This window comes from Tenacibaculum sp. MEBiC06402 (assembly GCF_049239625.1).
Taxonomy (GTDB): domain Bacteria; phylum Bacteroidota; class Bacteroidia; order Flavobacteriales; family Flavobacteriaceae; genus Polaribacter.
The window spans coordinates 119,866-140,800 of the sequence record NZ_JBMKKT010000099.1; the positions used below are offsets into that span (position 1 = coordinate 119,866).

At 33.3% G+C, this 20,935-nt stretch carries 15 protein-coding genes; 10 read left to right on the top strand and 5 right to left on the bottom strand.

The annotated features are described in order from the left end of the window. The first annotated feature begins 19 nt into the window (after positions 1-19). From ACOSP6_RS12415 to ACOSP6_RS12425, 3 genes are all read left to right on the top strand, one after another. Entirely contained in the window at positions 20-1,444 is a 1,425-nt protein-coding gene (locus tag ACOSP6_RS12415) for a hypothetical protein (RefSeq protein WP_422094743.1), read from the top strand. A 111-nt stretch (positions 1,445-1,555) separates the two neighbouring features. Continuing rightward, complete coding sequence (locus ACOSP6_RS12420) at positions 1,556-2,119, top strand: hypothetical protein (protein WP_422094744.1); 564 nt, start codon at positions 1,556-1,558, stop codon at positions 2,117-2,119. 12 nt (positions 2,120-2,131) lie between these two features. Next, entirely contained in the window at positions 2,132-2,671 is a 540-nt protein-coding gene (locus tag ACOSP6_RS12425) for a hypothetical protein (protein WP_422094745.1), read from the top strand. 53 nt (positions 2,672-2,724) lie between these two features. Here the strand turns inward: ACOSP6_RS12425 and ACOSP6_RS12430 are convergent, their stop codons facing one another. From ACOSP6_RS12430 to ACOSP6_RS12440, 3 genes are all read right to left on the bottom strand, one after another. Then, positions 2,725-4,584 (bottom strand): ABC-F family ATP-binding cassette domain-containing protein, encoded by a 1,860-nt coding sequence (locus tag ACOSP6_RS12430; protein WP_422094746.1) that lies wholly within the window; start codon positions 4,582-4,584, stop codon positions 2,725-2,727. 247 nt (positions 4,585-4,831) lie between these two features. Next, positions 4,832-7,507 carry a GEVED domain-containing protein gene (locus ACOSP6_RS12435; protein WP_422094747.1) on the bottom strand — a complete coding sequence of 892 codons (2,676 nt, stop codon included), beginning with the start codon at positions 7,505-7,507 and terminating at the stop codon, positions 4,832-4,834. Positions 7,508-7,790: 283 nt separating this feature from the next. Then, the gene (locus ACOSP6_RS12440) at positions 7,791-11,258 is read right to left on the bottom strand and encodes a GEVED domain-containing protein (RefSeq protein WP_422094748.1); all 3,468 of its coding nucleotides are present in this window, start codon (positions 11,256-11,258) and stop codon (positions 7,791-7,793) included. Positions 11,259-11,456: 198 nt separating this feature from the next. Here ACOSP6_RS12440 and ACOSP6_RS12445 point away from each other — a divergent pair, with 198 nt between their 5' ends. From ACOSP6_RS12445 to ACOSP6_RS12470, 6 genes are all read left to right on the top strand, one after another. Further along, complete coding sequence (locus ACOSP6_RS12445) at positions 11,457-13,118, top strand: ABC transporter ATP-binding protein (RefSeq protein ID WP_422094749.1); 1,662 nt, start codon at positions 11,457-11,459, stop codon at positions 13,116-13,118. A gap of 61 nt (positions 13,119-13,179) precedes the next feature. Continuing rightward, positions 13,180-14,196, top strand: coding sequence for a sugar phosphate nucleotidyltransferase (locus tag ACOSP6_RS12450; RefSeq protein WP_422094750.1), 1,017 nt, complete (start codon positions 13,180-13,182; stop codon positions 14,194-14,196). Further along, complete coding sequence (locus tag ACOSP6_RS12455; RefSeq protein WP_422094751.1) at positions 14,171-15,160, top strand: tetratricopeptide repeat protein; 990 nt, start codon at positions 14,171-14,173, stop codon at positions 15,158-15,160. The genes ACOSP6_RS12450 and ACOSP6_RS12455 overlap by 26 nt, the downstream gene beginning before the upstream one ends. Positions 15,161-15,163: 3 nt before the next feature. Continuing rightward, positions 15,164-15,931, top strand: a complete 768-nt coding sequence (locus ACOSP6_RS12460) for a DUF4292 domain-containing protein (RefSeq protein ID WP_422094752.1) — start codon at positions 15,164-15,166, stop codon at positions 15,929-15,931. Between the two features lie 95 nt (positions 15,932-16,026). Then, positions 16,027-17,139 (top strand): murein hydrolase activator EnvC family protein, encoded by a 1,113-nt coding sequence (locus ACOSP6_RS12465; RefSeq protein WP_422095727.1) that lies wholly within the window; start codon positions 16,027-16,029, stop codon positions 17,137-17,139. 2 nt (positions 17,140-17,141) lie between these two features. After that, positions 17,142-18,188: an AI-2E family transporter gene (locus ACOSP6_RS12470; protein ID WP_422094754.1), complete on the top strand. Its 1,047-nt coding sequence runs from the start codon at positions 17,142-17,144 to the stop codon at positions 18,186-18,188. On the opposite strand, the gene ACOSP6_RS12475 is transcribed toward ACOSP6_RS12470, so the two are convergent. Both ACOSP6_RS12475 and ACOSP6_RS12480 read right to left on the bottom strand, forming a co-directional pair. Then, complete coding sequence (locus ACOSP6_RS12475; protein ID WP_422094755.1) at positions 18,178-18,690, bottom strand: acyl-CoA thioesterase; 513 nt, start codon at positions 18,688-18,690, stop codon at positions 18,178-18,180. The two genes, ACOSP6_RS12470 and ACOSP6_RS12475, sit on opposite strands and share 11 nt — an antisense overlap. A 77-nt stretch (positions 18,691-18,767) precedes the next feature. Beyond that, positions 18,768-19,688, bottom strand: coding sequence for an SPOR domain-containing protein (locus ACOSP6_RS12480; RefSeq protein WP_422094756.1), 921 nt, complete (start codon positions 19,686-19,688; stop codon positions 18,768-18,770). Between the two features lie 97 nt (positions 19,689-19,785). Here ACOSP6_RS12480 and dprA point away from each other — a divergent pair, with 97 nt between their 5' ends. Beyond that, complete coding sequence (gene dprA / locus ACOSP6_RS12485) at positions 19,786-20,883, top strand: DNA-processing protein DprA (protein ID WP_422094757.1); 1,098 nt, start codon at positions 19,786-19,788, stop codon at positions 20,881-20,883. Positions 20,884-20,935: the final 52 nt, after the last annotated feature.

Sequence of the window (20,935 nt, forward strand, 5' to 3'; positions counted from 1 at the left end):
CAGCAAAAATCAAAACTAGATGAAAATAAGTGAGTATTTTGAATTGAACAAATCTCAAGCAGAATTAGATTTTGTTGATATTGATTTTGCGACTGACACACCTCTTTTTTTAGACCCTTTCTTTTTAAGTAAAAAGACTGATAATTGGTCAACTGAAGCAACTTTAACCTTGCGTAATTTTTTTCAAAGAGTAATTGATTTAATAAGAGCAGGAAATGAAAATGAGGCAAAAGAATTATTTGACCATTTACACGAACCAAATACAACTTGTTTAGGACTTTCAAGAGGCAATCCTCAAGGAAAAGGAGTTGGAGCTGGAGATACAGATAAAATCTATGACAGTTTATTAAGAAGTCGAGCAATACAAACAGGGCTAATTCAAGATATAGAAGACAATATTTTATTTGTTGACAATTTCGGAAAAGACAAACTTTCCGATATGACAACTAACATAATCACAAAACACTTAATTGAATACACTCAAAATCAATGTAGACTGCACAATATTCCGCTTTCTGCAGGTGTAAATTCAGGTTTCTTTTGGAATAGTAGACAAGCAGAATGGGAATCTGAACATACAGAAATGCTAGTTATAGATGGACGTAAACTATTATTAGTTCCCAAAGGAATAGTTTCTTTCAGTAAGGCTTATGTTCCTGATAGGTATTACAATCAATTTGTTCTTGATTTCTTACAAAATGAGAATATTCGAATGAACACAGCTTTAGTTCAAAGACGTAAAGGTGGTACTAAATATGTAACAAAAAAAAGTCTCAAAGAAAGACACCCTCCATCAAAAGATTTTTTGAGAAGATTTACTAGAGAACACCCAGAGATTTTACAGCAATTCAAAGATGAACTAGAAGTAAGCTCTTTGGCGAATATTGAGTTTACAGAATTTAATTTCAAAGCTGTTGCTGCGTCCTTAATTGAAAGATTAAATATAATACCCACAGGAGCTGCTGCTGCAGATAATTTTCATAATATTATTATTGGAATTTTAGAATTGATATTTTATCCACATTTGATAAATCCAATAAAAGAGAGAGAAATTCACGATGGTAGAAAAAGAATTGATTTAGTATTCGACAATGCTGCTCAGGATGGAATTTTTAGAAGACTTGCAGAAAATCATAATATACCTTGTCCTTACATTTACGTTGAATGTAAAAATTATACAAAAGATGTTGCTAATCCAGAAATTGATCAATTAGCGGGTAGGTTTTCAGTAAATCGAGGAAAAGTTGGGTTCTTAGTATGTAGAAGTGTAGATGATATGCCTAGATTAATTCAGAGATGTAAAGATACTTTTATTGATGGAAGAGGACTTATGGTTCCTTTAGCAGATAATGATTTAATTGAACTTTTAAATGCCTACAGCGAATGGGATTGGCAACCTATTGAACAATTTTTATCGGACAGAATAAGAGAAATAACAATATAAAAACACCACAAAACAATAGTAAGTGATTACCCGTTCTCAGCTATTTTAGAGGAACCAAAAAAGACAAATAAAGAAATGAATTTGAACTCAAAAAAAGAATAAAACAACATAATGAGTCTTAAACCTCTAATTAATAATCAGTCATTAATTATTGATGATCATAAATGGGGAGCCAGAGAAGAAAAGGATTGGGACAAGAATTCAAGTGACATTCATATTGACAAAACAACTAAATTTCCAATTGATGGAAAAAAACAAGATGTCCGAATAAAAATTCCAATTAACTCAGACAGAAGGATTACCATTTCATCCAAACGCTCAAAGATTTCAGAAGTCCCAAAAAAACTAAGAAAAGAAATTAATGACGCTTTCGAAAACAAAAAAACTAGAGATTCTTTTATAAAAGATTTAATTCCTATTCTAGAAAATTTTAGTTCAAATCTTGACTCTGTAGAAAGAGCAAAGGAGGTTTTAAATAGAATTTCAAAACATTTTGATTTAGATTGGTCAACACAAACAATAGAAAACTATATAGATGGCGCTTTATTTGAATTGACTCAAGTTTATTTAGATAATGATAAGAAACAATATTACATTACTTTGAATAAGAAAAAAATTAAAATTAGTGATGTTGATAGATGGATAAGACAAAGAAAAAATATTAGAAGAAATTAACTAATCAAAACAATGAAATATATTTTAACATTAATTCTATTTATTTTAGTAACAATTCCTTCAATTTCTCAAAATTTATCACTCAAACAATTACTTACAGTTAGAAAAAAGAATATGGCTGAAGCTGAAGAATATCTAACACAAAGAAATTGGAGTTTTATAGATGCTAAATCACCAACAACTGATAAATATGGAGGGTTGAGTTTTGCATATAACAAATCAACTTTTAATGATAATGCTGAGTCTTTTTTAATATTGCATTTTTCAGGGAGTGAAAACTATCCTACTAGGCTTAATATTCAAGTTCATATTAAAGAAAAGTATAACGAGTATATAACACAAATTAAAAAGTGGGGAGGAAAAATATATGATTCTTACATAGAAGATGATGTGTTTTTCAAAGTTTATCAAGGTTCAACAATAACCTATATAATCAGTACATCAACTCAAAAAAACAACTTCTCTTCAACCAGTACAATTTACAACTTTTTTTTACTAGAGAATGATGACTTTAAATACTCTAAACATAATAGAAAAGGAAGTAAGGAATGAAGCTAATCATTCAGAAATACACAACAAATCAACTCTGATATGACTTAACCTTTTTACCCCTCCATTTTCATAGACAACTCAAACCAACGTTCTTCTTTAGTTTCGAGGTCTTCAATAATTTGTTGGAGTTCTAGAGATTTGTCGTTAATATCTTCAGGAGCAATGCTTCCGTTGGCAAATTGAGTTTCTATATCAGTTTTCTTTTTTTGGAGTTTTTCAATATCAATTTCTAAAATTCCAAACTCACGCTTCTCATTATAACTTAACTTTCCTTTTTGAGGTGTTTTTTCGCGTTCTACAGACTCTTTCTTTTCAATTTTAGGTTCTGGTTCTTTTGAGTCTTCATACGCTCTAAAATCAGAGTAATTTCCAGGAAAGTTCTCCACTACTCCATTTCCTCTAAACACAAACAACGAATCCACAATTTTATCCATAAAATAACGGTCGTGCGAAACCACCATTAAATTCCCAGGATAATCCAACAAAAAGTTTTCTAATACGTTTAAGGTTACCACATCCAAATCGTTGGTTGGCTCATCTAAAATTAAGAAGTTTGGATTTTGTATTAACACCGCACACAAGTACAAACGCTTTTGCTCACCTCCACTTAACTTCTCTACAAAATCGTATTGTTTTTTACGATCAAATAAGAAACGTTCAAGTAATTGTGCCGCAGAAATTCTTCTTCCTTTGGTTAACGGAATTTCTTCCCCAAATTCTTTAATTACTTCAATTACCTTCTGCCCTTCTTTAATGTTAATTCCTTTTTGTGTGTAATAGCCAAACTTTACCGTTTCACCTACTACAATTTTTCCGCCATCAATAGGAATTTGTCCCGTAAGTAAATTTAAGAACGAAGATTTTCCGGTTCCGTTTTTACCAATAATTCCGATGCGTTCTCCTTTTTTAAACACATATTCGAAACCATCTAAAATTACTTTATCGTCAAACGATTTTTTCAGTTTGTGCAATTCTACAATCTTGCTTCCCAAACGCTCCATGTTAATCTCTAACTGAACTTCGTGTTCCTTTCGACGCTGGTGTGCTTTTGCTTTGATTTCAAAGAAATCATCGATTCTAGATTTCGATTTGGTCGTACGTGCCTTTGGTTGACGACGCATCCAATCTAATTCTTTTTTATATAAACTCTTGGCTTTACCAAGATTAGTGGCTTCTAACGCTTTTCGTTCTTCTTTGTTTTGCAAGTAGTACGAATAGTTTCCTTTGTATTTATATAACTGTCCGTTATCTAACTCAATTATTTCATTACACACACGCTCTAAGAAATAACGATCGTGCGTAACCATGAATAAGGTGATTTTTTCACGTGCAAAAAAAGCTTCTAACCACTCAATCATTTCTAAATCTAAGTGGTTGGTTGGCTCATCTAGAATTAACAAATCGGGTTTATTAATTAAGATAATTGCCAACGCCAAACGCTTTTTTTGTCCACCAGATAAGTTTCCAACTTTTTGCTGTAGGTTATCTAGTTTTAATTTAGAAAGAATTTGCTTGTACTGTGTTTCAAAATCCCACGCATTGTGTTGGTCCATTAAATCAAAAGCTGCTTGATACGCTTCTGCATCATCTGGATTGTGCAAAGCTTTTTCGTACTGTTGAATAATAGGAAGAATTTTGTTTTCAGTAGCAAAAATGGTTTCTTCGATGGTTTTATTCACATCAAAATCGTGGTCTTGCGATAAATAAGCAATATGAATTCCTTTTCTGCTAACAACTTGTCCAGAATCTGGGGTGTCTTTACCCGCAACAATATTTAAAATAGATGTTTTACCGCTACCGTTTTTTGCTACAAAGGCAATCTTTTGATCTTTGTTAATTCCAAAGGATAAATCTTCAAATAAAACACGTTCTCCGTAAGCTTTAGAGATATTTTCAACAGTAAGGTAATTCATAATGTATTGTTAGCACTTAAAGGCACGCAAAGGTAGTACTTTAAGAAATGATTCTCATGAAATAGTCTAGAGAAGTAAAATAATGTATCACATTAAAGTAGAGATTCCCATTTTCACGGGAATGACAGCTCTATTTCATATTGTCATTCCTACGAAGGCAGGAATCTAATAAGAATCAGTAACTAAAAAAAAACCCGAGCAATTGCTCGGGTCTTCTTATTGACTAATATAGTATAGGGATTATATATTATTTTTTAACTATTCTAGTAGTAAGAGATTTTTGACCATCAAATACTTCTAAAACATACATTCCTGATGTTAATTTAGAAACGTTTACAGCTCCGTTAGATATCTCTCCTTTTTGAACTGTTTGTCCAATTGTATTTACAATACGGTAAGTAGTTAATCCTTCAGATCTGTTGTTTAATTTTACTTGAACAAAAGATGTCGCTGGGTTAGGGAATGCTAAAAGGTTAATAGCAGACTCGTTTCCTAAAACATCAGCGTTCGCATCTACATCAACAACACGAGCTGAGCTAGTAATGTTAATTGTGTAGTCTTCTACTTCACCATCTCCGAAGTTTTCACAAGCAGTTTGCGCTGAGTTATACTTCATAGAAACACGCATTCTAGTTTGACCTAATGCAGCGTTTGTTGGTACATTTACAGTTGCTGATAAGTTGTTTGCACTAGAAGAAGATCCAGAAACTACTTTTTCAGAACTAGAGAATGTTCCGTCTTGGTTAAAATCGATCCATACAGCCCAGTGCTCCGTATATGAAGAACTTCTAAATCCAGCACTAACAATCATTGTGTTAGAACTACCTCTAGCTAATGTTCCTACTTGATTTGTGAAATCAGAATATCCGCTTCCTGCACCTGTAGCATTTGCTATTCCTCCTAATTCTACGTTATCAATCCACTCATACGTAGTTCTGCTTCCACTAGAAGTACAATAGGTAACTTGGTTGCTTAATGTTGTAAATGTAACTGAACCTGATCCAGAAACGTTTCCTGCAGCATCTTTAGCTCTTACTGAATATGTATAGCTAGTATTAGCTGATAATCCAGAAACATTTAAAGAAGTTGAACTTGTAGAAGAAACTAACGTTGATCCTCTATATACATCGTATCCTGTAACACCTACGTTATCAGAAGAAGCATTCCAGCTAATTGTAGCTGTAGTTTGCGTTACTGAAGACGCTTGAACATTAGATGGTGTAGATGGCGCTTGCGTATCTGGCGCAGAAGCTCCAATAACTACAGTATAATCTTCAACCTCTCCGTATGTGAACGTTTCACAAGAAGTTGGTACTCCGTTATATTTCATAGAAACTCTCATTCTTGTAGCTCCTTCAGCAGCGCTAGCTGGTACAGTAAATGATCCAGAAACTGGAGTAGTTTGTGTAGCAGATTGCGTCCAAACAGTTTCTCCACTATCTGTAAAGTCACCATCTTGGTTATAATCGATAAATACAGCATATCCTTCGCTATAAACAGTACCCGTCCAAGTTGGAGTAATTGTAATAGTTGCTGAAGCTGATTTCGCTAAAGATGTAGATTGAGAAGTAAAATCAGAGTATCCGTTTCCGTTTCCAGAAGCGTTGTTAATTGAACCGATAGCTACTCTACCGATATATTCGTCGTTTACGTTGTTTCCTTTAGAATCACAGTAGTTTAATTGAACCTCTGTAGTTGTAAAAGATACTGTAGAACTGTAAGCAGAATTTCCTGAAGAACACTTACTTCTTACTTGTACTTGGTATTGAGTAGTTGCAGATAATCCAGATAATGTAGTTGAAGTTCCTGAAACTGCGTTTACAGTCCAAGAAGTTGTTCCTGCCTGACGGTATCTTACATCATATGTTGCTCCAGAAACACTGTTCCAAGAAACTGTTGCTCCAGAAGAAGAAACTGCAGAAACACTAACTCCAGTTGGAGTAGTTGCATTACATACCGCTGGTGTAGACTTATCAGATAAAGCTAAGCTTCTTCTTGATCCTCCAGCTTCTAAAACAGCTCTCATTCTGTTTTTTTGTCCTACTGTAAATAAGTTCATACATGAATCATCAGAATAATCCATGAAGTTTTCTACCATATCTTCAGAACCACAAGAAACGTGTCCTGTAGCACATCCGTAATTTGCAGCATCAGAAGTTGGTGTATCAGATACGAAATCATCAACTGAACATCCACCATCTCCCCAAATGTGGCGTAAGTTTAAGAAGTGACCTACTTCGTGAGTAGTCGTTCTACCTTTATCAAAAGGAGCAGATAAATAGAATCCTGAACCTTTATCAGAGCTACCAAAATATTGTGGGCTCATAACAACTCCGTCAGTAGAAGCACTACCTCCTGGAAATTGTGCATATCCTAAGATTCCACCTCCAATATTACATACCCACATGTTTAAATACTCAGAAGTATCCCATGGGCTAACTCCACCGTTAGCAGAACTTTTCATTGCATCGTTTGTTCCCCAAGAAGTTCTTGTAGATGACTTTCTTGTAATACCAGATGTTGGATTTCCATTAGGATCAATAGCTGCTAATTCAAACTCGATTTGAGTATCAGCCGCTTGAGACCATTTGTTGTTCGCATCAGAATTCGTTCTTCTGAAGTCTTCGTTTAAAACATCTAATTGAGATTGAATCTGAGCATCACTAATGTTTTCCTGAGCGTTACTGTAGATTACGTGTACTACTACAGGAATTTTAATAATCTCTCCCTCAATTCTTCCTTGAGTATTTTGTAATTGCATAAGTTTATTTTGCGTAAACTCTTCAATTTCTAACATTCGTTGTTTAATAGTTGGGTCGTTTTGCTGTCTGAACTCAAGATTGTTCATCGAGTGACAGTTTCGCTGTTGCTGAGCAAAAACAACTCCAGTAAGTAAAAGAAATAATAAAGTAATTTTTTTCATTCTTTAAGGGGTTTTTAATGGTTTTGAGTTAAATTTTGATTTCCCACAACTAAATTGTGTTCTTATTGAAGAATCTATAGAAGGGGTTTTCAAGGTTTCCAAATATACTGAGATGTTAACATAATTTAACAGTATTGTTAATTTTTTGTATAGATTGCAATGAATTGTTTAATTTTATGTTAGTTTATTGTTATGAATTGCTAAAACCGACATAGTATTAAAAAGCAAAAACCCGAGCAAAAGCTCGGGTTTTATTATTGGTTTAAGTAAAATTGAAGGGTTTCTATCTTTTAACCAATTTAGTTTTGAATGATTTTTGACCATCGTTAACTTCTAGAATATACATTCCGAAGCCAAGTTTCGAAACATTAATTCTATCGTTAGTTAACTCTCCAGATTGAACAGTTTGACCAATTGTATTTAAAATTCTGTAAGAAGTTGCAGCATTTCTATTGCTAAACTTCACTTGAATAACATCTTTAGCTGGATTTGGATAAGCAGTAAATGTAGTTGCTGACTCGTTTCCTAAAGCATCTGCATCTGTATTATTGAAAGTAGTAAATAAACTACTAGTAGATGACGTAATGTTAATTGTATAATCTTCTACTTCTCCATCACCGAAGTTTTCACAAGCTGTTTGTGCAGAGTTATACTTCATAGATACACGCATTCTTGTTTGACCTAATACCGCATTCGAAGGTACATTTACAGTAGCTGATAAGTTGTTAGCACTAGATGATGATCCAGATACAACTTTCTCAGTACTAGAGAATGTTCCGTCTTGGTTAAAGTCAATCCATACAGCCCAGTGCTCTGTATAAGAAGAACCACTGAATCCAGCGCTTACAATCATTGTATTAGTACTTCCTTGTGCTAAATTACCAACTAAGTTAGTAAAGTCAGAATATCCGCTTCCTGCTCCTGTAGCATTCGTAATTCCTCCTAATTCTACATTATCAATCCACTCATAAGTAGTTCTGCTTCCGCTAGAAGTACAATATGTTGGCGCTGGATTATCACTATCTGTAGTAAATGTAACAGAACCTGCATTAGAAATATTTCCTGCAGCATCTTGTGCTCTAACAGAAATTGTATATGAAGTTCCAGCTGTTAAACCAGTTAAGTTAGCAGAAGTTCCAGTAACAGTTCCTAAACTAGAAGAACCTTGGAATACTTCATAACCAGTTACACCTACATTATCAGTAGAAGCATTCCAGCTTACAGTAGCAGTAGTTTGTGTGATACTTGATGCTTGAACATTAGATGGTGCAGACGGTGCTTGTGTATCAGATCCTGCATCAACAGCAGTAACTTCGATATCATCAATTGCAACATCACTTCTCCATCCGTTTCCTGTTGTTCCAACTAATCTTAATTTGATAGTAGAACCTAAATAGCTTGCTAAGTCAACAGAAACTGAATTCCATTGGTTTCCTTGGTTTCCTGAAAGCGTCCAAACGTTTGTCCAAGTTGAACCGTCATTAGTAGAAACTTGAGCTGTTAAAGATCCCATATTTGTACCATACATATGATTCTTAAATGCAAATGTAGCTGACGATTTTCCTGATAAATCGAAACATCCACTCTCTAAAATTGCAGTAGCATTATTTCCTATTTGACCAGCACTTCCATTAGTAGAAGCTTCTAAGAACATGTAGAATGATCCATCAGCTCCAGAACTTGGTCCTGTTGTAGATGAAGGTGTTCCTCCACTATCTCTTACCCAATCTCCATCATCTCCAGTAACCTGAGTCCATCCATCATTACTTTCAAAACTTTCAGCGTATGGTAAAGATTCACATGGAGTTGGTGCAGCAGTAGTAAATGTAGTTGTTGTACTGTAAGCTGAGTTTGTTCCATCTGAACACTTACTTCTTACCTGAACGTCGTATTGAGTACCAGCAGTTAATCCTGATAATGTAGTAGAAGTTCCTGTAACTGCATTTACAGTCCAAGATGAAGTTCCAGATTGACGGTATCTTACGTCATAAGTTGTTCCAGCAACAGCTGACCAGTTAACTGTAGCTCCCGTTTGAGAAACTCCAGAAACACCAACTCCTGTTGGAGTAGTTGCGTTACAAACGGCAGGGGTTCCTGTAACACCAGTTACAATTAAAGAAAACGCTTGGCTTCCTCCAACTAAAGTTCCTTTGTTAGTTACTGTAATTGTATAAGAACCTGAGGCTCCGTTGATATCAACTCTTTCATACGGGTCAACATTGTTATCTTGTTGAGCACTTGTAGTTGGTCCTGTTAACTCATAAGGAAAATATGTAGTTCCTCCTTTAGTAACTCTAATATCTAAATCATTAACTAATACTGGAGTTGTTGAGTTTACTGTAGTATTAGCTGTACCTGGTCTATCTGTCCAAGAAATAGAAGCTAATAATGGGTTCGTTCCATCAGAATCAACTGTAATAGTATAAGATTGACCACTATTCAAAGTTAATTCTTCGATTTTTGATCCATTTCCATTAGCTGTAATTGTTTCAGCGGCTCTCTTTGTATTTAAAAGACCCCATCCGAAAACAGCATCTGGTCCAGAAGCACCAGCGTCATCAGCTGTATGAAGCGCTAAACCTTTTAATGTAGCGGCTCTCATCAAACTTCCACTGTTTAAGTTTCCATAGTGTTGTTGTAATAACAATAGAGATCCTGTTACGTTTGGAGATGCCATTGACGTACCAGTAATTGAATTATACGCACTATCACTATTATCATAAGTAGAATATACACCTGTACCATTTCCAGTAATATCTGGCTTGATACGCATATCATCTGTAGGACCTTCACTACTCGAGCTATTAATAGAAACAGAAACTAAGTTTCCGTTTGCATCAATATTAGCATCTTGTGCGTTAGCAACTACTAAATTGTTTTTAGAAGTTGAGTGCCCTGTTAACTTATCCCATCCAGAACCTCCAGTTGGGTTTTGGTTTGCAGAGTTATCATTTCCATCGTTACCTGCTGCAACCACCATTAAGTAATTTGGAGCGTTGAACAAGATTTCATCCCAATCACGAGACTCTTCAATATATCCACCAAAATAATGTTGTGGTAATTGAACTTGTCCGAATTGATTTCTAAAAGCAAAACCATAAGAGTGGTTTGAAATAATCATTCCGTTTCCTGTTTCCGTAGTTGCTTCAGATTTGTCATTATTCCAATCAGCAGTTCTAGCTTGAGCATGAGGTGCCATACCTTTAGCATCAGCAACAACTCCAGACGCCACAATTGTTCCTGTAACGTGCTGAGCATGGAAACTGTTTCCGTTTAATGTTGAACCATCAATGGTAGTAACACGATTATTTCCACCCGCACCATCAAACTCTTGGTGAGTGTTACGTGTTCCTCCACCATCCCAAACGTTGGCAGTCATTCCTTGTCCCATTAAGTTTAAACCTAATGAACCTCCTGAATGTAAATGATCTGTTCTTGTAGATCTTGCAGCATCAACATTAAATGTAGTGTAGTAGATTGGCTTTCCATTCACTACACGCTGCAATTCCATAAAAGTTCCATCTTCTTTTTTAATGGTCGTTTTCCATCCTTTCTGTTGAGCAATTCTCATTGCTTCTTTCTTTTGAAGACTTTCTTTAGTTTTTAAATTCTTTTGAAGTGTTTCGAGCTTTACCAAATCGTACTCGCTACGAATTTTTTGGATCTGCTCTTTACTTTGTGCAAAGGCGTTACTAGCAAACACTAGCATACCAGCAGAAAGCAGTAACTTTGCAGTGTACTTGTTTCTCATTTGAAGGGTTATTTTGAGTTAAATAAAACTTAAGGCGTATATACCATTAAAAAATGTTAAACTAAACCTTAAAATTTTGTTAATAGTGCGCCAAATATAATTTTTTTTTGAATTAAATAAAAAGTTTGTTTGATTTCATACAGATTTTTAAAACATCCTCTATATTCGTTGAATTAAATACATTTTTCACAACAACCAATGCTAAATATTAAAGATTTTTCTGTTTCTATTAAAAATAAAAACATCTTAAAAAAAGTTTGTTTCAACATTAAACCCAATAGTATTTTAGGATTAGTTGGTGAAAGTGGAAGCGGAAAATCGATTACTTCTTTAAGTATAATGGGATTACTTCCGAAAAAGGATATTTACTATCAAGGTAATATTACTTTTGAAGGAAAAGACATTCTGTCTTTTAGTGAAAAAGATTTCTTGAGTCTTAGAGGTAAAGAAGTTTCTATGATTTTTCAAGAACCCATGACTTCTTTGAATCCTAGTTTAACCTGTGGGTATCAGTTATACGAAGTTTTCAAAAAACACACTAGGCTATCCAAAGCGGAAATTAAAGAAGAAATCATCAATCTTTTTGAAAAAGTAAAACTTCCGAGACCAAAAGAAATATACAACTCATATCCACATCAAATAAGTGGAGGTCAAAAGCAACGAGTAATGATTGCTATGGCAATTGCCCTAAAACCAAAGCTTTTAATTGCAGATGAACCTACCACCGCTCTTGACGTAACCGTTCAAAAGGAAATTATACTACTCTTAAAGGCGCTTCAAAAAGAAACAGAAATGAGTATTCTCTTCATTTCTCATGACTTAAACTTGGTAAGAGAGATTGCTGATGATGTTGTAGTTCTTAAAAACGGAAAAGTAGTTGAATATGCTCCAGCAAAAGATTTGTTTTCAAATCCAAAGGAAGATTATACCAAAGCACTTATTAATTCAAAACCGAATCCTAACAAGCGATTTACAACGCTCCCAACTGTGGATGATTTTTTAAACAACAGTGTTAATGAAAATATAGAGAGCACAGAAAAGAGAGCAGAATATCATCAAAAAATTTACGGTAACCCTCCTCTTTTGACTATTCAAAATTTAGAGAAAGAGTTTGTTTCAAAATCATTTTTGTTTGGCAAAACGAGTTCGGTAAAAGCTGTCAACAATGTATCTTTTTCAATTTATGATGGGGAAACCTTAGGATTGGTTGGAGAATCTGGTTGTGGAAAAACAACTTTGGGAAGAACAATATTGCAATTAGAAAAAGCAACTTCTGGTCAAATATTTTATAAAGGAAAGGATATTACCAAACTCGAGAAAAACGAATTAAAATTATTGAGAAAGGAAATTCAAATTATATTTCAAGACCCTTTTTCTTCTTTAAACCCAAGAATTCCTGTTGGTGAAGCTATTATTGAACCAATGCAAGTTCATCAGATTTTTTCATCTTACAAAGAACGTAAAGAGTATGTGCTAGAAATTTTGAATAAAGTAGGATTAGAAGAAGAACATTTTTATCGTTTTCCACATGAGTTCTCTGGCGGACAAAGACAGAGAATTGGTATTGCAAGAACCATTGCTTTGCAACCCAAATTTATAATTTGTGATGAATCTGTTTCAGCTCTAGATGTATCAGTACAAGCGCAGGTATTAAACTTACTAAATAAACTCAAAAAAGATTTTGGGTTTACCTATTTGTTTATTTCTCATGATTTATCGGTTGTTAAATATATGTCTGATAAAGTAGTTGTAATGAATAAAGGAGAAATTGAAGAAATTGGTGAAGCCGATGAACTTTATGAAAACCCAAAAAGTGAATATACCAAAAGCCTAATCAACGCAATACCAAAAGATGCTTAACTCTTTTCATTACTCTAATTAAATAGTATATTGCATCACTGAAAAACAAAAGAAAGAATTAATGAAGATTATTGTTCCTATGGCAGGTGTTGGTTCTCGTTTGAGACCACACACATTAACTACTCCAAAACCTTTAACTGTTATCGCTGGCAAAACTATTGTTCAGCGTTTGGTAGAGGATATCAGTAAAGTAGTTGATCAAAAAATTGATGAAATTGCATTTGTAATCGGACCTGCAACAAAAGGATTTCCATCAAACACAAAGGATACTTTAATAAAAATCGCAAATTCTTTAGGTGCAAAAGGATCTGTATATGTTCAAGAGGAAGCTTTGGGAACTGCACATGCTATTTATTGTGCCAAAGAATCATTGAGCGGACCATGTGTCGTAGCTTATGCAGACACCTTGTTTAAAGCCGATTTTACCTTAGACGCTAATGCTGATGGTGCTATTTGGGTAAAACAAGTTGAAGACCCAAGTGCTTTTGGAGTTGTGAAACTAGAGGACGGTTTTATTACAGATTTCGTTGAAAAACCAAAGGAATTTGTGTCTGACTTAGCAATTATCGGAATATATTACTTCAAAGACGGAGATAAAGTTAAAGAAGAAATCCAATATTTAATTGATAATGACTTAAAAGAAAATAATGAGTATCAATTAACAAATGTTTTAGAATCTTTAAAGCAACAAGGTGCTAAATTTATACCTGGAAAGGTAAATGCTTGGATGGATTGTGGTAAAAAAGACCCAACTGTTGATACTAATAAACAAGTGCTAACTTTTGAAGCTGCCGACGGAAACAATTTGGTTTCAGAAGATGTGGTGTTGGAAAATGCTGAAATTGTTCAACCTTGTTATATCGGTAAAAACGTAGTTTTAAAAAATTCAAAAATTGGTCCTTACGTGTCAATTGGAGAAAATAGTGTTGTAGAAAATGCAACTATTACCAATTCCTTAATCCAAACAAATGTACAAATTAGCAATGCCAATTTTGACAATGCAATGATTGGTAATTTTGCTAAGTATAACGGAGAGTTTACATCTATTAGTATTGGTGATTATACAGAACTTACATAACATACAAAAACAAACATTACACCCAAACATCAGTAAGTTTTATTGGTGTTTATTGTTGTTTTTTGTAACTCAATTTTCTTTTGGTCAGGACAGTATTGTTTTGGAATCCAGCGTTAGTGAAAAGAAGCTTATACAATTTGAAGAACATTTTTTTGAGGCAATTACTCAAAAAGCTATTGATAATTATCAAAATGCCATAGATAATTTAGAAGAATGTAATATTCTTTTACCTAACAACAAGGCTGTACTTTTTGAATTGTCTAAAAATTATTACTACCTCAACAAACTTCCAGAAGCTTTACTTTATGCTCAGGAAGCATTAAACTTAGAAAAAGACAACCTTTGGATGCTAGAGCATTTGGTGAAAATTCATAAAAAAAACAGGAATTTCGATGAGGCCATCATTGTTCAACAAAGAATCGCTGAAAAACATCCAAAGAAAAAAAGAGCTTTAGTTTTTCTGTATTTACAAAATGATAATAGAGAAGGTGCTATAAAAATTCTAGATCAGCTCGCCGAAGCTAAAATGTTAGATTCTCGTTTGCGAACCATTAGAAAAAGTATGCTTTTGGTTAAAACCAAACCTCCAAGACCATTAAGACAAGCCCCTAAAACTAACGGTACAAAAGAGGATTTAAAACTTCTTTTTGAACAAAAAAAATCTTTTAAAGTACTTACAGAATTATTAGATGAGCTAGACAAAGAAAATAATACACTTTTATTGAATTATAGTGAGCGAGGAATGTCTTTGTTTCCAGCACAGCCAATTGTTTATTTAATGAATGGAAAAGCGTTAAATAAAAACAAACAGTTTAAAAAAGCTATAGAAAGTTTACAAAATGGTATTGATTTTGTGATTGATGATAAGTCGTTAGAAAATCGTTTTTATAATGAACTCATAAAGGCCTACAAAGCCTTGGGTGACTCTAAAAACGTAAATAAATATCAAAAAAAACGTAAATAATACATGAAATTATATCGTTATCTTTTAATTGGCTTACTTGCATTTGGTTCTTGTAAATCATCGAAGAATGTTGCAAACTCTAAAGGAACTATCGAAGAATTGTCTTCAAGAAAAATAGTTAGAAAACACAATAATATAAGTTTTCCTGAAACTGTTGATGCCAAGTTAAAGGTAAACTATAAAGATGCTAAAGAAAACATTGGGTTTTCGGTAAAAATGAAAATGGTAAAAGATGAGGTTATTTGGTTAAAAGGATCCAAGATTATTACTGTCTTCAAAGCAAAAATAACCCCAGAAAAAGTGAGTTTCTATTCACCGTATAAAAAAAATTACTTCGAGGGTGACTTTACCATGTTAAAAAAATTATTGGGAGTTGATATCAATTTTAATCAACTTCAAAACATGTTGCTAGGTCAAGCTATTTATAATTTAAAAAAGAACAAACAAGAAGTAGAAATTACGAGTAACTCGTACAAACTTTACCCAAAAGATCAAGGATCTCTTTTTGATATTTTTTATCATATCAATCCGAATCATTTTAAGTTAGAAAAACAATACGTAGTAAACTCATTGAAAAATCAAAGATTGGATGTTGCCTATCCGAAATATCTTAAAAAAGGAACCTTTATGTTCCCAGAAAAAATTCAAATCAGAGCGAAAGAAAAAAATAAATTTACTAATATTGATATGAATGTTCGCTCAATTGAGTTTAATAAAAAGTTAGAAATGCCGTTTAGAATTCCATCGGGATATAAAGAAATTGAACTATAGTGAAACGACTTTTTTACATATCTTTTTTAAGTTTTCTGCTCTTAGGAGTGTCTTTGCATGGACAGTCGCGAAAAGAGTTAGAGAAACGAAGAAAAATGCTGAATAAGGAAATTAAGAAGATCAACAATCTGCTTTTTGAAACCAAAAAAGAAAAAACAGATGCCTTAGATGATTTGAAAGACCTAAGTCAGAAAATTACCGTTCGAGAGCGTTTAATTGAAACCATTGAGTTAGAAACGGAAGAGCTTTCCAAAGAAATAAAAGAAAATGAAAAGAAAATCGCCCAAAACAATTTGGAGTTATCCAATTTGAAAGCTGATTATGCAGCAATGGTTTTCAAATCATATAAAAGTAAATCTCAACAAAGTAAAACCATGTTTTTACTTTCGTCTGAAAATTTTCTACAAGCCTATAAACGAATAAAATACATTGAGCAGTACAAAAGTTTCCGTAAAAAACAAGGAGAACGCGTTATTGCTAAAACTGAAGAGATTAGAAAATTAAATGATTCTTTAACTAAGAAAAAGAATCAAAAGAAAATTTTAATTAATACTGAAAAAAGTCAGAAAAAGAAAATTGAAAACGAAAAGGAAGAACAAGAAACTCTTGTTACCAAAATAAAAACACAAGAAAGCAAGTATAAAAAACAACTTCAAAAGAAAATACGTGAAGAAAAAGCATTAGCAAAAAAGATCGATAAAGCCATTCGTGATGCTATTGCCAAAGCAAATAAAGGTAAAAAAGGAAACGCTAAAAAAGGAGAGTTTTTATTAAGTAAGGCAGAAAAAGCTTTAAAAGCAAATTTTGAGCAGAATAAAGGAAGTTTACCGTGGCCTTTAGACGGCATTGTAACTCGTAAATTTGGTGTGCAGCCACATCCTACATTCAAATCGATTACCATTAATAGTACGGGACTTCATATTCGAGGTAAGCAAGGAGATGTAGCTAAAAGCGTTTTTAATGGTAAAGTACTGAATATTACAAAGTCAGATAAAGGAACTAAAAGTGTTATGGTGCAACATGGAGATTATATCACTACCTACTCTAACTTAAGAGAAATCTATGTTAAAAAAGGACAATCCATAAAAACCGGAACTGCTGTTGGTAAAATTTTTACTGATAAAATTACTGGAAAAACAGATTTAGTGTTTGTTCTTTTCAAAAACACAAATCGATTAAACCCTTCCGAATGGATAAGAAATAATTAAAAATGAATAAAGCATCTAATTTTATAATTGTTTCTGCTGCTATAATTGCTGTATTAGTTATCGGTAAAGGAATTTTAATTCCATTTATATTCGCAATAATTTTTTGGTTTTTTACTCGCGAGATTCGCAAGATTATTTACAAAATTCCATTTGCAGAAAAATTCATTCCAAAATGGTTGAGTAACATTTTCGTATTTACCATTATCATCTTAGCTTTCGGTTTTATTTCTGAAATCATCAGTAATAGTGTTACTAGCGTAACCAACTCATACGACAAGTACGAACCTAATGTTGAAAGAATCATTACCGATTTAGGTAATTATTTGAATGTTGATATTTTAAAATCTATAAAATCTTTAGTTGGTGATTTTGACTACGGTTCTGTATTAGGAGATGTTGCCAATGGAGTAAGTGGCTTACTGGGAGATACTTTTATGATTATTATTTATGCATTGTTTTTATTTCTTGAGGAAAAGAGTTTCGTTAAAAAACTTTACATGATTGTAAGTAATGGAGACAATTATGATAATGTAAAAAGCATGCTGGACAAAATAGAGGATTCTATTTCAAACTATATTAGGCTAAAAACATTTGTAAGTGTTTTGACCGGAATTTTAAGTTATTTTGTATTATTATTAGTAGGCGTAGACAGTGCTCCTTTCTGGGCTTTCTTAATATTCTTACTGAATTATATTCCAACTGTGGGTTCTTTAGTCGGCACGCTTTTTCCAGCTATTTTCTGTTTGTTGCAATTTGGAGAGTTTACTCCATTTTTAATTGTTGCAATTGTCGTTGGTGCTATTCAAGTAGTTGTAGGTAATATTCTTGAACCACGATTATTCGGTAAGTCATTAAATTTAAGCCCATTAGTAACTATACTATCCTTAGCTGTTTGGGGAAAAATATGGGGAATTACAGGTATGGTACTATCCGTACCAATAACAGTAATCATGATTATCGTATTTTCTCAATTTGAAAAACTACGACCAATTGCCATAATGCTTTCTGAAAAAGGCGAAATCGACAAAATTAGCGGTTCTAACCAATAAACAAAGCTTTTAGTTCAGTTGCTTCATTTGGTGTCATTTTACCCGCTAAAACCAAGCTTAATTGCTTTCTTCGTAAAGCTCCTTCGAATCTCTTTTTTTCTAAATCGGTTTCAGGTTCTATTGGAGGAATCGGCACAGGTTTACCTGTTTCATCAACTGCTACAAAAGTATATATTCCTTCATTTACCTTTGTCTTTTCACCAGATTGACGGTCTTCAATCCATACATCAACAAAAACCTCCATTGAAGATTTAAAAGCTCTCGACACTTTTGCCTCAAGGGTAACAACACTTCCTACTGGAATAGACTTTGTAAATGCCACATGATTCACAGAAGCTGTTACGACAATTCTTCTTGAGTGTCTTCTTGCAGCGATACTACAAGCTCTATCCATCCTAGCTAATAACTCACCACCAAAAAGGTTGTCTAAATAATTTGTTTCACCTGGTAAAACTAAATCAGTAAGTACTGTTAATGATTCTCTAGGAAATTTTGCTCTCATCAATCTTAATTTTGAGGCAAAGATATACAATGCTCTTTAAAGAGTTTGTAAATCATAAATTAAAAAATGTAGGAATTTTATTCTTCTTTTACTAAAATCCAAGCATCCGAAGACACCTTAGCTCTAATATCAATAATTGCTTCTTCCGCAGCTTCTTTAGTGGCAAAACTTCCCAATGAAACTTGTGTAAGTCCCCATTCGTTTTTACCTATAATCTTGGCTTCTTCGTAACCTCTATTTTGAAGCTGCTTAATTTTTTTCTCAGCATTCTTCTCTAATTGAAATGCTCCAGCAATAATATGGATAAGATTATTTTCTTTTGTGACATCTAAACTTACAGTAGGTAATTGATCGTTAATCACAAAAGTAGCTTTCTGAATTTTTTGCTCTATTGCATCACGCTCTTCAGCTAGTTCTTGAAGTTGTGTGCTTTCTTGGTATTTGTTTACTCCTATAAATCCGGCAACTAAAATGGCAGCTCCTGCCGCATATTTTAAAAAGTTTCCAGCACTTGATACCTCTTTTGTAGTCTCCTCAGAATTCGTTTGTAAAGCTACAACTTTAGTATCTTCAACTACTTCAGTAGTTATTTTAGCAATACCATTAACTTCAGCAAAACCAAAAGAATTCATGTCAAAATTAACCTTTCCGTTCGGTTCAAAATTAAGTTGATTTTCACTGTTTATTGTTACAGTTCCTAAACCATCAACTAGCAAAGGTTGATTGTTCTGAAGTTTTTGATTCCATTCATTAACAGCTTCAGCAACTTTCGCATTAGCTTCATTGAAAGAAATCTTTTCTATTGACGCTACGTGATTTACAAATAATCCATCATTATGATTTAATTGTGCATTAAAAGAAATTCTTTTCGAAGGTGGATAAATTGTTGAACCTTCAATAGTTGCTCCAATTTTATTGGTAATAAAACCTCCAAAACCTGGAACAATCACACAATCATAACGATATAATAAATCTTGTATATAGCTTTTCAATGTCATAATTACAAAGTTAGTTTTTTTGTCGGTTATTCCAAAAAACCGATGTCTAAATTATCAAACAAAAAATTGTATTTTCGCTATGCTATTATAAAAGAACATGCTAGAAGAAGAATTATTTGCGGTACTTAGACTGCAAGCTACACCGAATATAGGTGACATTATTGCTAAAAAACTCATTCGAAACATTGGCTCTGCTCAACAAGTTTTTAAAGAGAAAAAATCTGCTCTTTTAAAAATTGATGGAATCGGTGAATTTGTAATTTATCAACTTCAAAACAAGGAGGCTTTTACTCACGTTGAAAAGGAGTTAAACTATATTCAAAAAGAAAAAATCCAACACAGCTACTTTTTAGAAGATTCCTATCCAAAAAGATTACAACACTGTATAGATGGACCATTACTTTTATTTCATGATGGTCGTATAAATTGGAGTCAACAAAAAATAATTTCAATCGTAGGAACACGAAATTTAACAAATTATGGTCGCGCTTTTTGTAATGAATTAGTTGCTAGTTTAGCACCTTTCAATCCAATTATTGTTAGTGGATATGCTTACGGAACGGATATTTGTGCTCATAAAGCAGCAATGGAAAACAACTTACAAACTTTAGCTGTTTTGGCTCATGGTTTAGACGATATGTATCCAAAAAGTCATAAAAAATATATGCGAAGCATGATGGAAAATGGAGGTTTCATTACCGAGTTTTGGCATCATGAAAAACCTCTTCGTGAAAACTTTCTTAAACGTAACAGAATTGTTGCAGGCATTTCGCAGGCTACTATTATCATTGAATCAGCAGAAAAAGGTGGTTCATTAGTCACGGCCGATATTGCAAATTCGTACAACCGAGATGTTTTTGCTCTACCTGGTAGATTTGATGATGCTTTGAGTGTGGGATGTAATAACCTTATAAAAAACAATCAAGCACACTTATTAACCGCTGCTGAAGATATTATAACTATGTTGAACTGGGATGTTCCTAAAAAAGCCTCTTTTGTCCAACCCAAGCTATTTATTGATTTATCTTCCGAGGAACAGAAAGTTTACGATTATCTTAAATCTAAAGGAAAACAACTTATCGATGCAATTGCGCTAGATTGCGAAATTCCTATTTATAAATTATCGGCGTTGCTAATTCAAATGGAATTAAAAGGAATTATAAAACCGTTGCCTGGAAAAATGTTCGAGATTTAGTGAGTCTTTTTTAAATGAATTCGTTAGTATGCAGTCTATATTTACTGTTTTA

Excerpts from the sequence above, each read along its gene's own strand:
- ACOSP6_RS12475 (WP_422094755.1), bottom strand. The coding sequence starts at position 18,690 with ATGAGAGCAAAATTTCCTAGAGAATCATTAACAGTACTTACTGATTTA.
- ACOSP6_RS12440 (WP_422094748.1), bottom strand. The coding sequence starts at position 11,258 with ATGAGAAACAAGTACACTGCAAAGTTACTGCTTTCTGCTGGTATGCTA.
- ACOSP6_RS12430 (WP_422094746.1), bottom strand. The coding sequence starts at position 4,584 with ATGAATTACCTTACTGTTGAAAATATCTCTAAAGCTTACGGAGAACGT.
- ACOSP6_RS12435 (WP_422094747.1), bottom strand. The coding sequence starts at position 7,507 with ATGAAAAAAATTACTTTATTATTTCTTTTACTTACTGGAGTTGTTTTT.
- ACOSP6_RS12470 (WP_422094754.1), top strand. The coding sequence starts at position 17,142 with ATGAATAAAGCATCTAATTTTATAATTGTTTCTGCTGCTATAATTGCT.
- ACOSP6_RS12425 (WP_422094745.1), top strand. The coding sequence starts at position 2,132 with ATGAAATATATTTTAACATTAATTCTATTTATTTTAGTAACAATTCCT.
- ACOSP6_RS12450 (WP_422094750.1), top strand. The coding sequence starts at position 13,180 with ATGAAGATTATTGTTCCTATGGCAGGTGTTGGTTCTCGTTTGAGACCA.
- ACOSP6_RS12460 (WP_422094752.1), top strand. The coding sequence starts at position 15,164 with ATGAAATTATATCGTTATCTTTTAATTGGCTTACTTGCATTTGGTTCT.
- ACOSP6_RS12420 (WP_422094744.1), top strand. The coding sequence starts at position 1,556 with ATGAGTCTTAAACCTCTAATTAATAATCAGTCATTAATTATTGATGAT.
- ACOSP6_RS12480 (WP_422094756.1), bottom strand. The coding sequence starts at position 19,688 with ATGACATTGAAAAGCTATATACAAGATTTATTATATCGTTATGATTGT.
- ACOSP6_RS12445 (WP_422094749.1), top strand. The coding sequence starts at position 11,457 with ATGCTAAATATTAAAGATTTTTCTGTTTCTATTAAAAATAAAAACATC.
- ACOSP6_RS12415 (WP_422094743.1), top strand. The coding sequence starts at position 20 with ATGAAAATAAGTGAGTATTTTGAATTGAACAAATCTCAAGCAGAATTA.
- ACOSP6_RS12465 (WP_422095727.1), top strand. The coding sequence starts at position 16,027 with ATGCTGAATAAGGAAATTAAGAAGATCAACAATCTGCTTTTTGAAACC.
- dprA (WP_422094757.1), top strand. The coding sequence starts at position 19,786 with ATGCTAGAAGAAGAATTATTTGCGGTACTTAGACTGCAAGCTACACCG.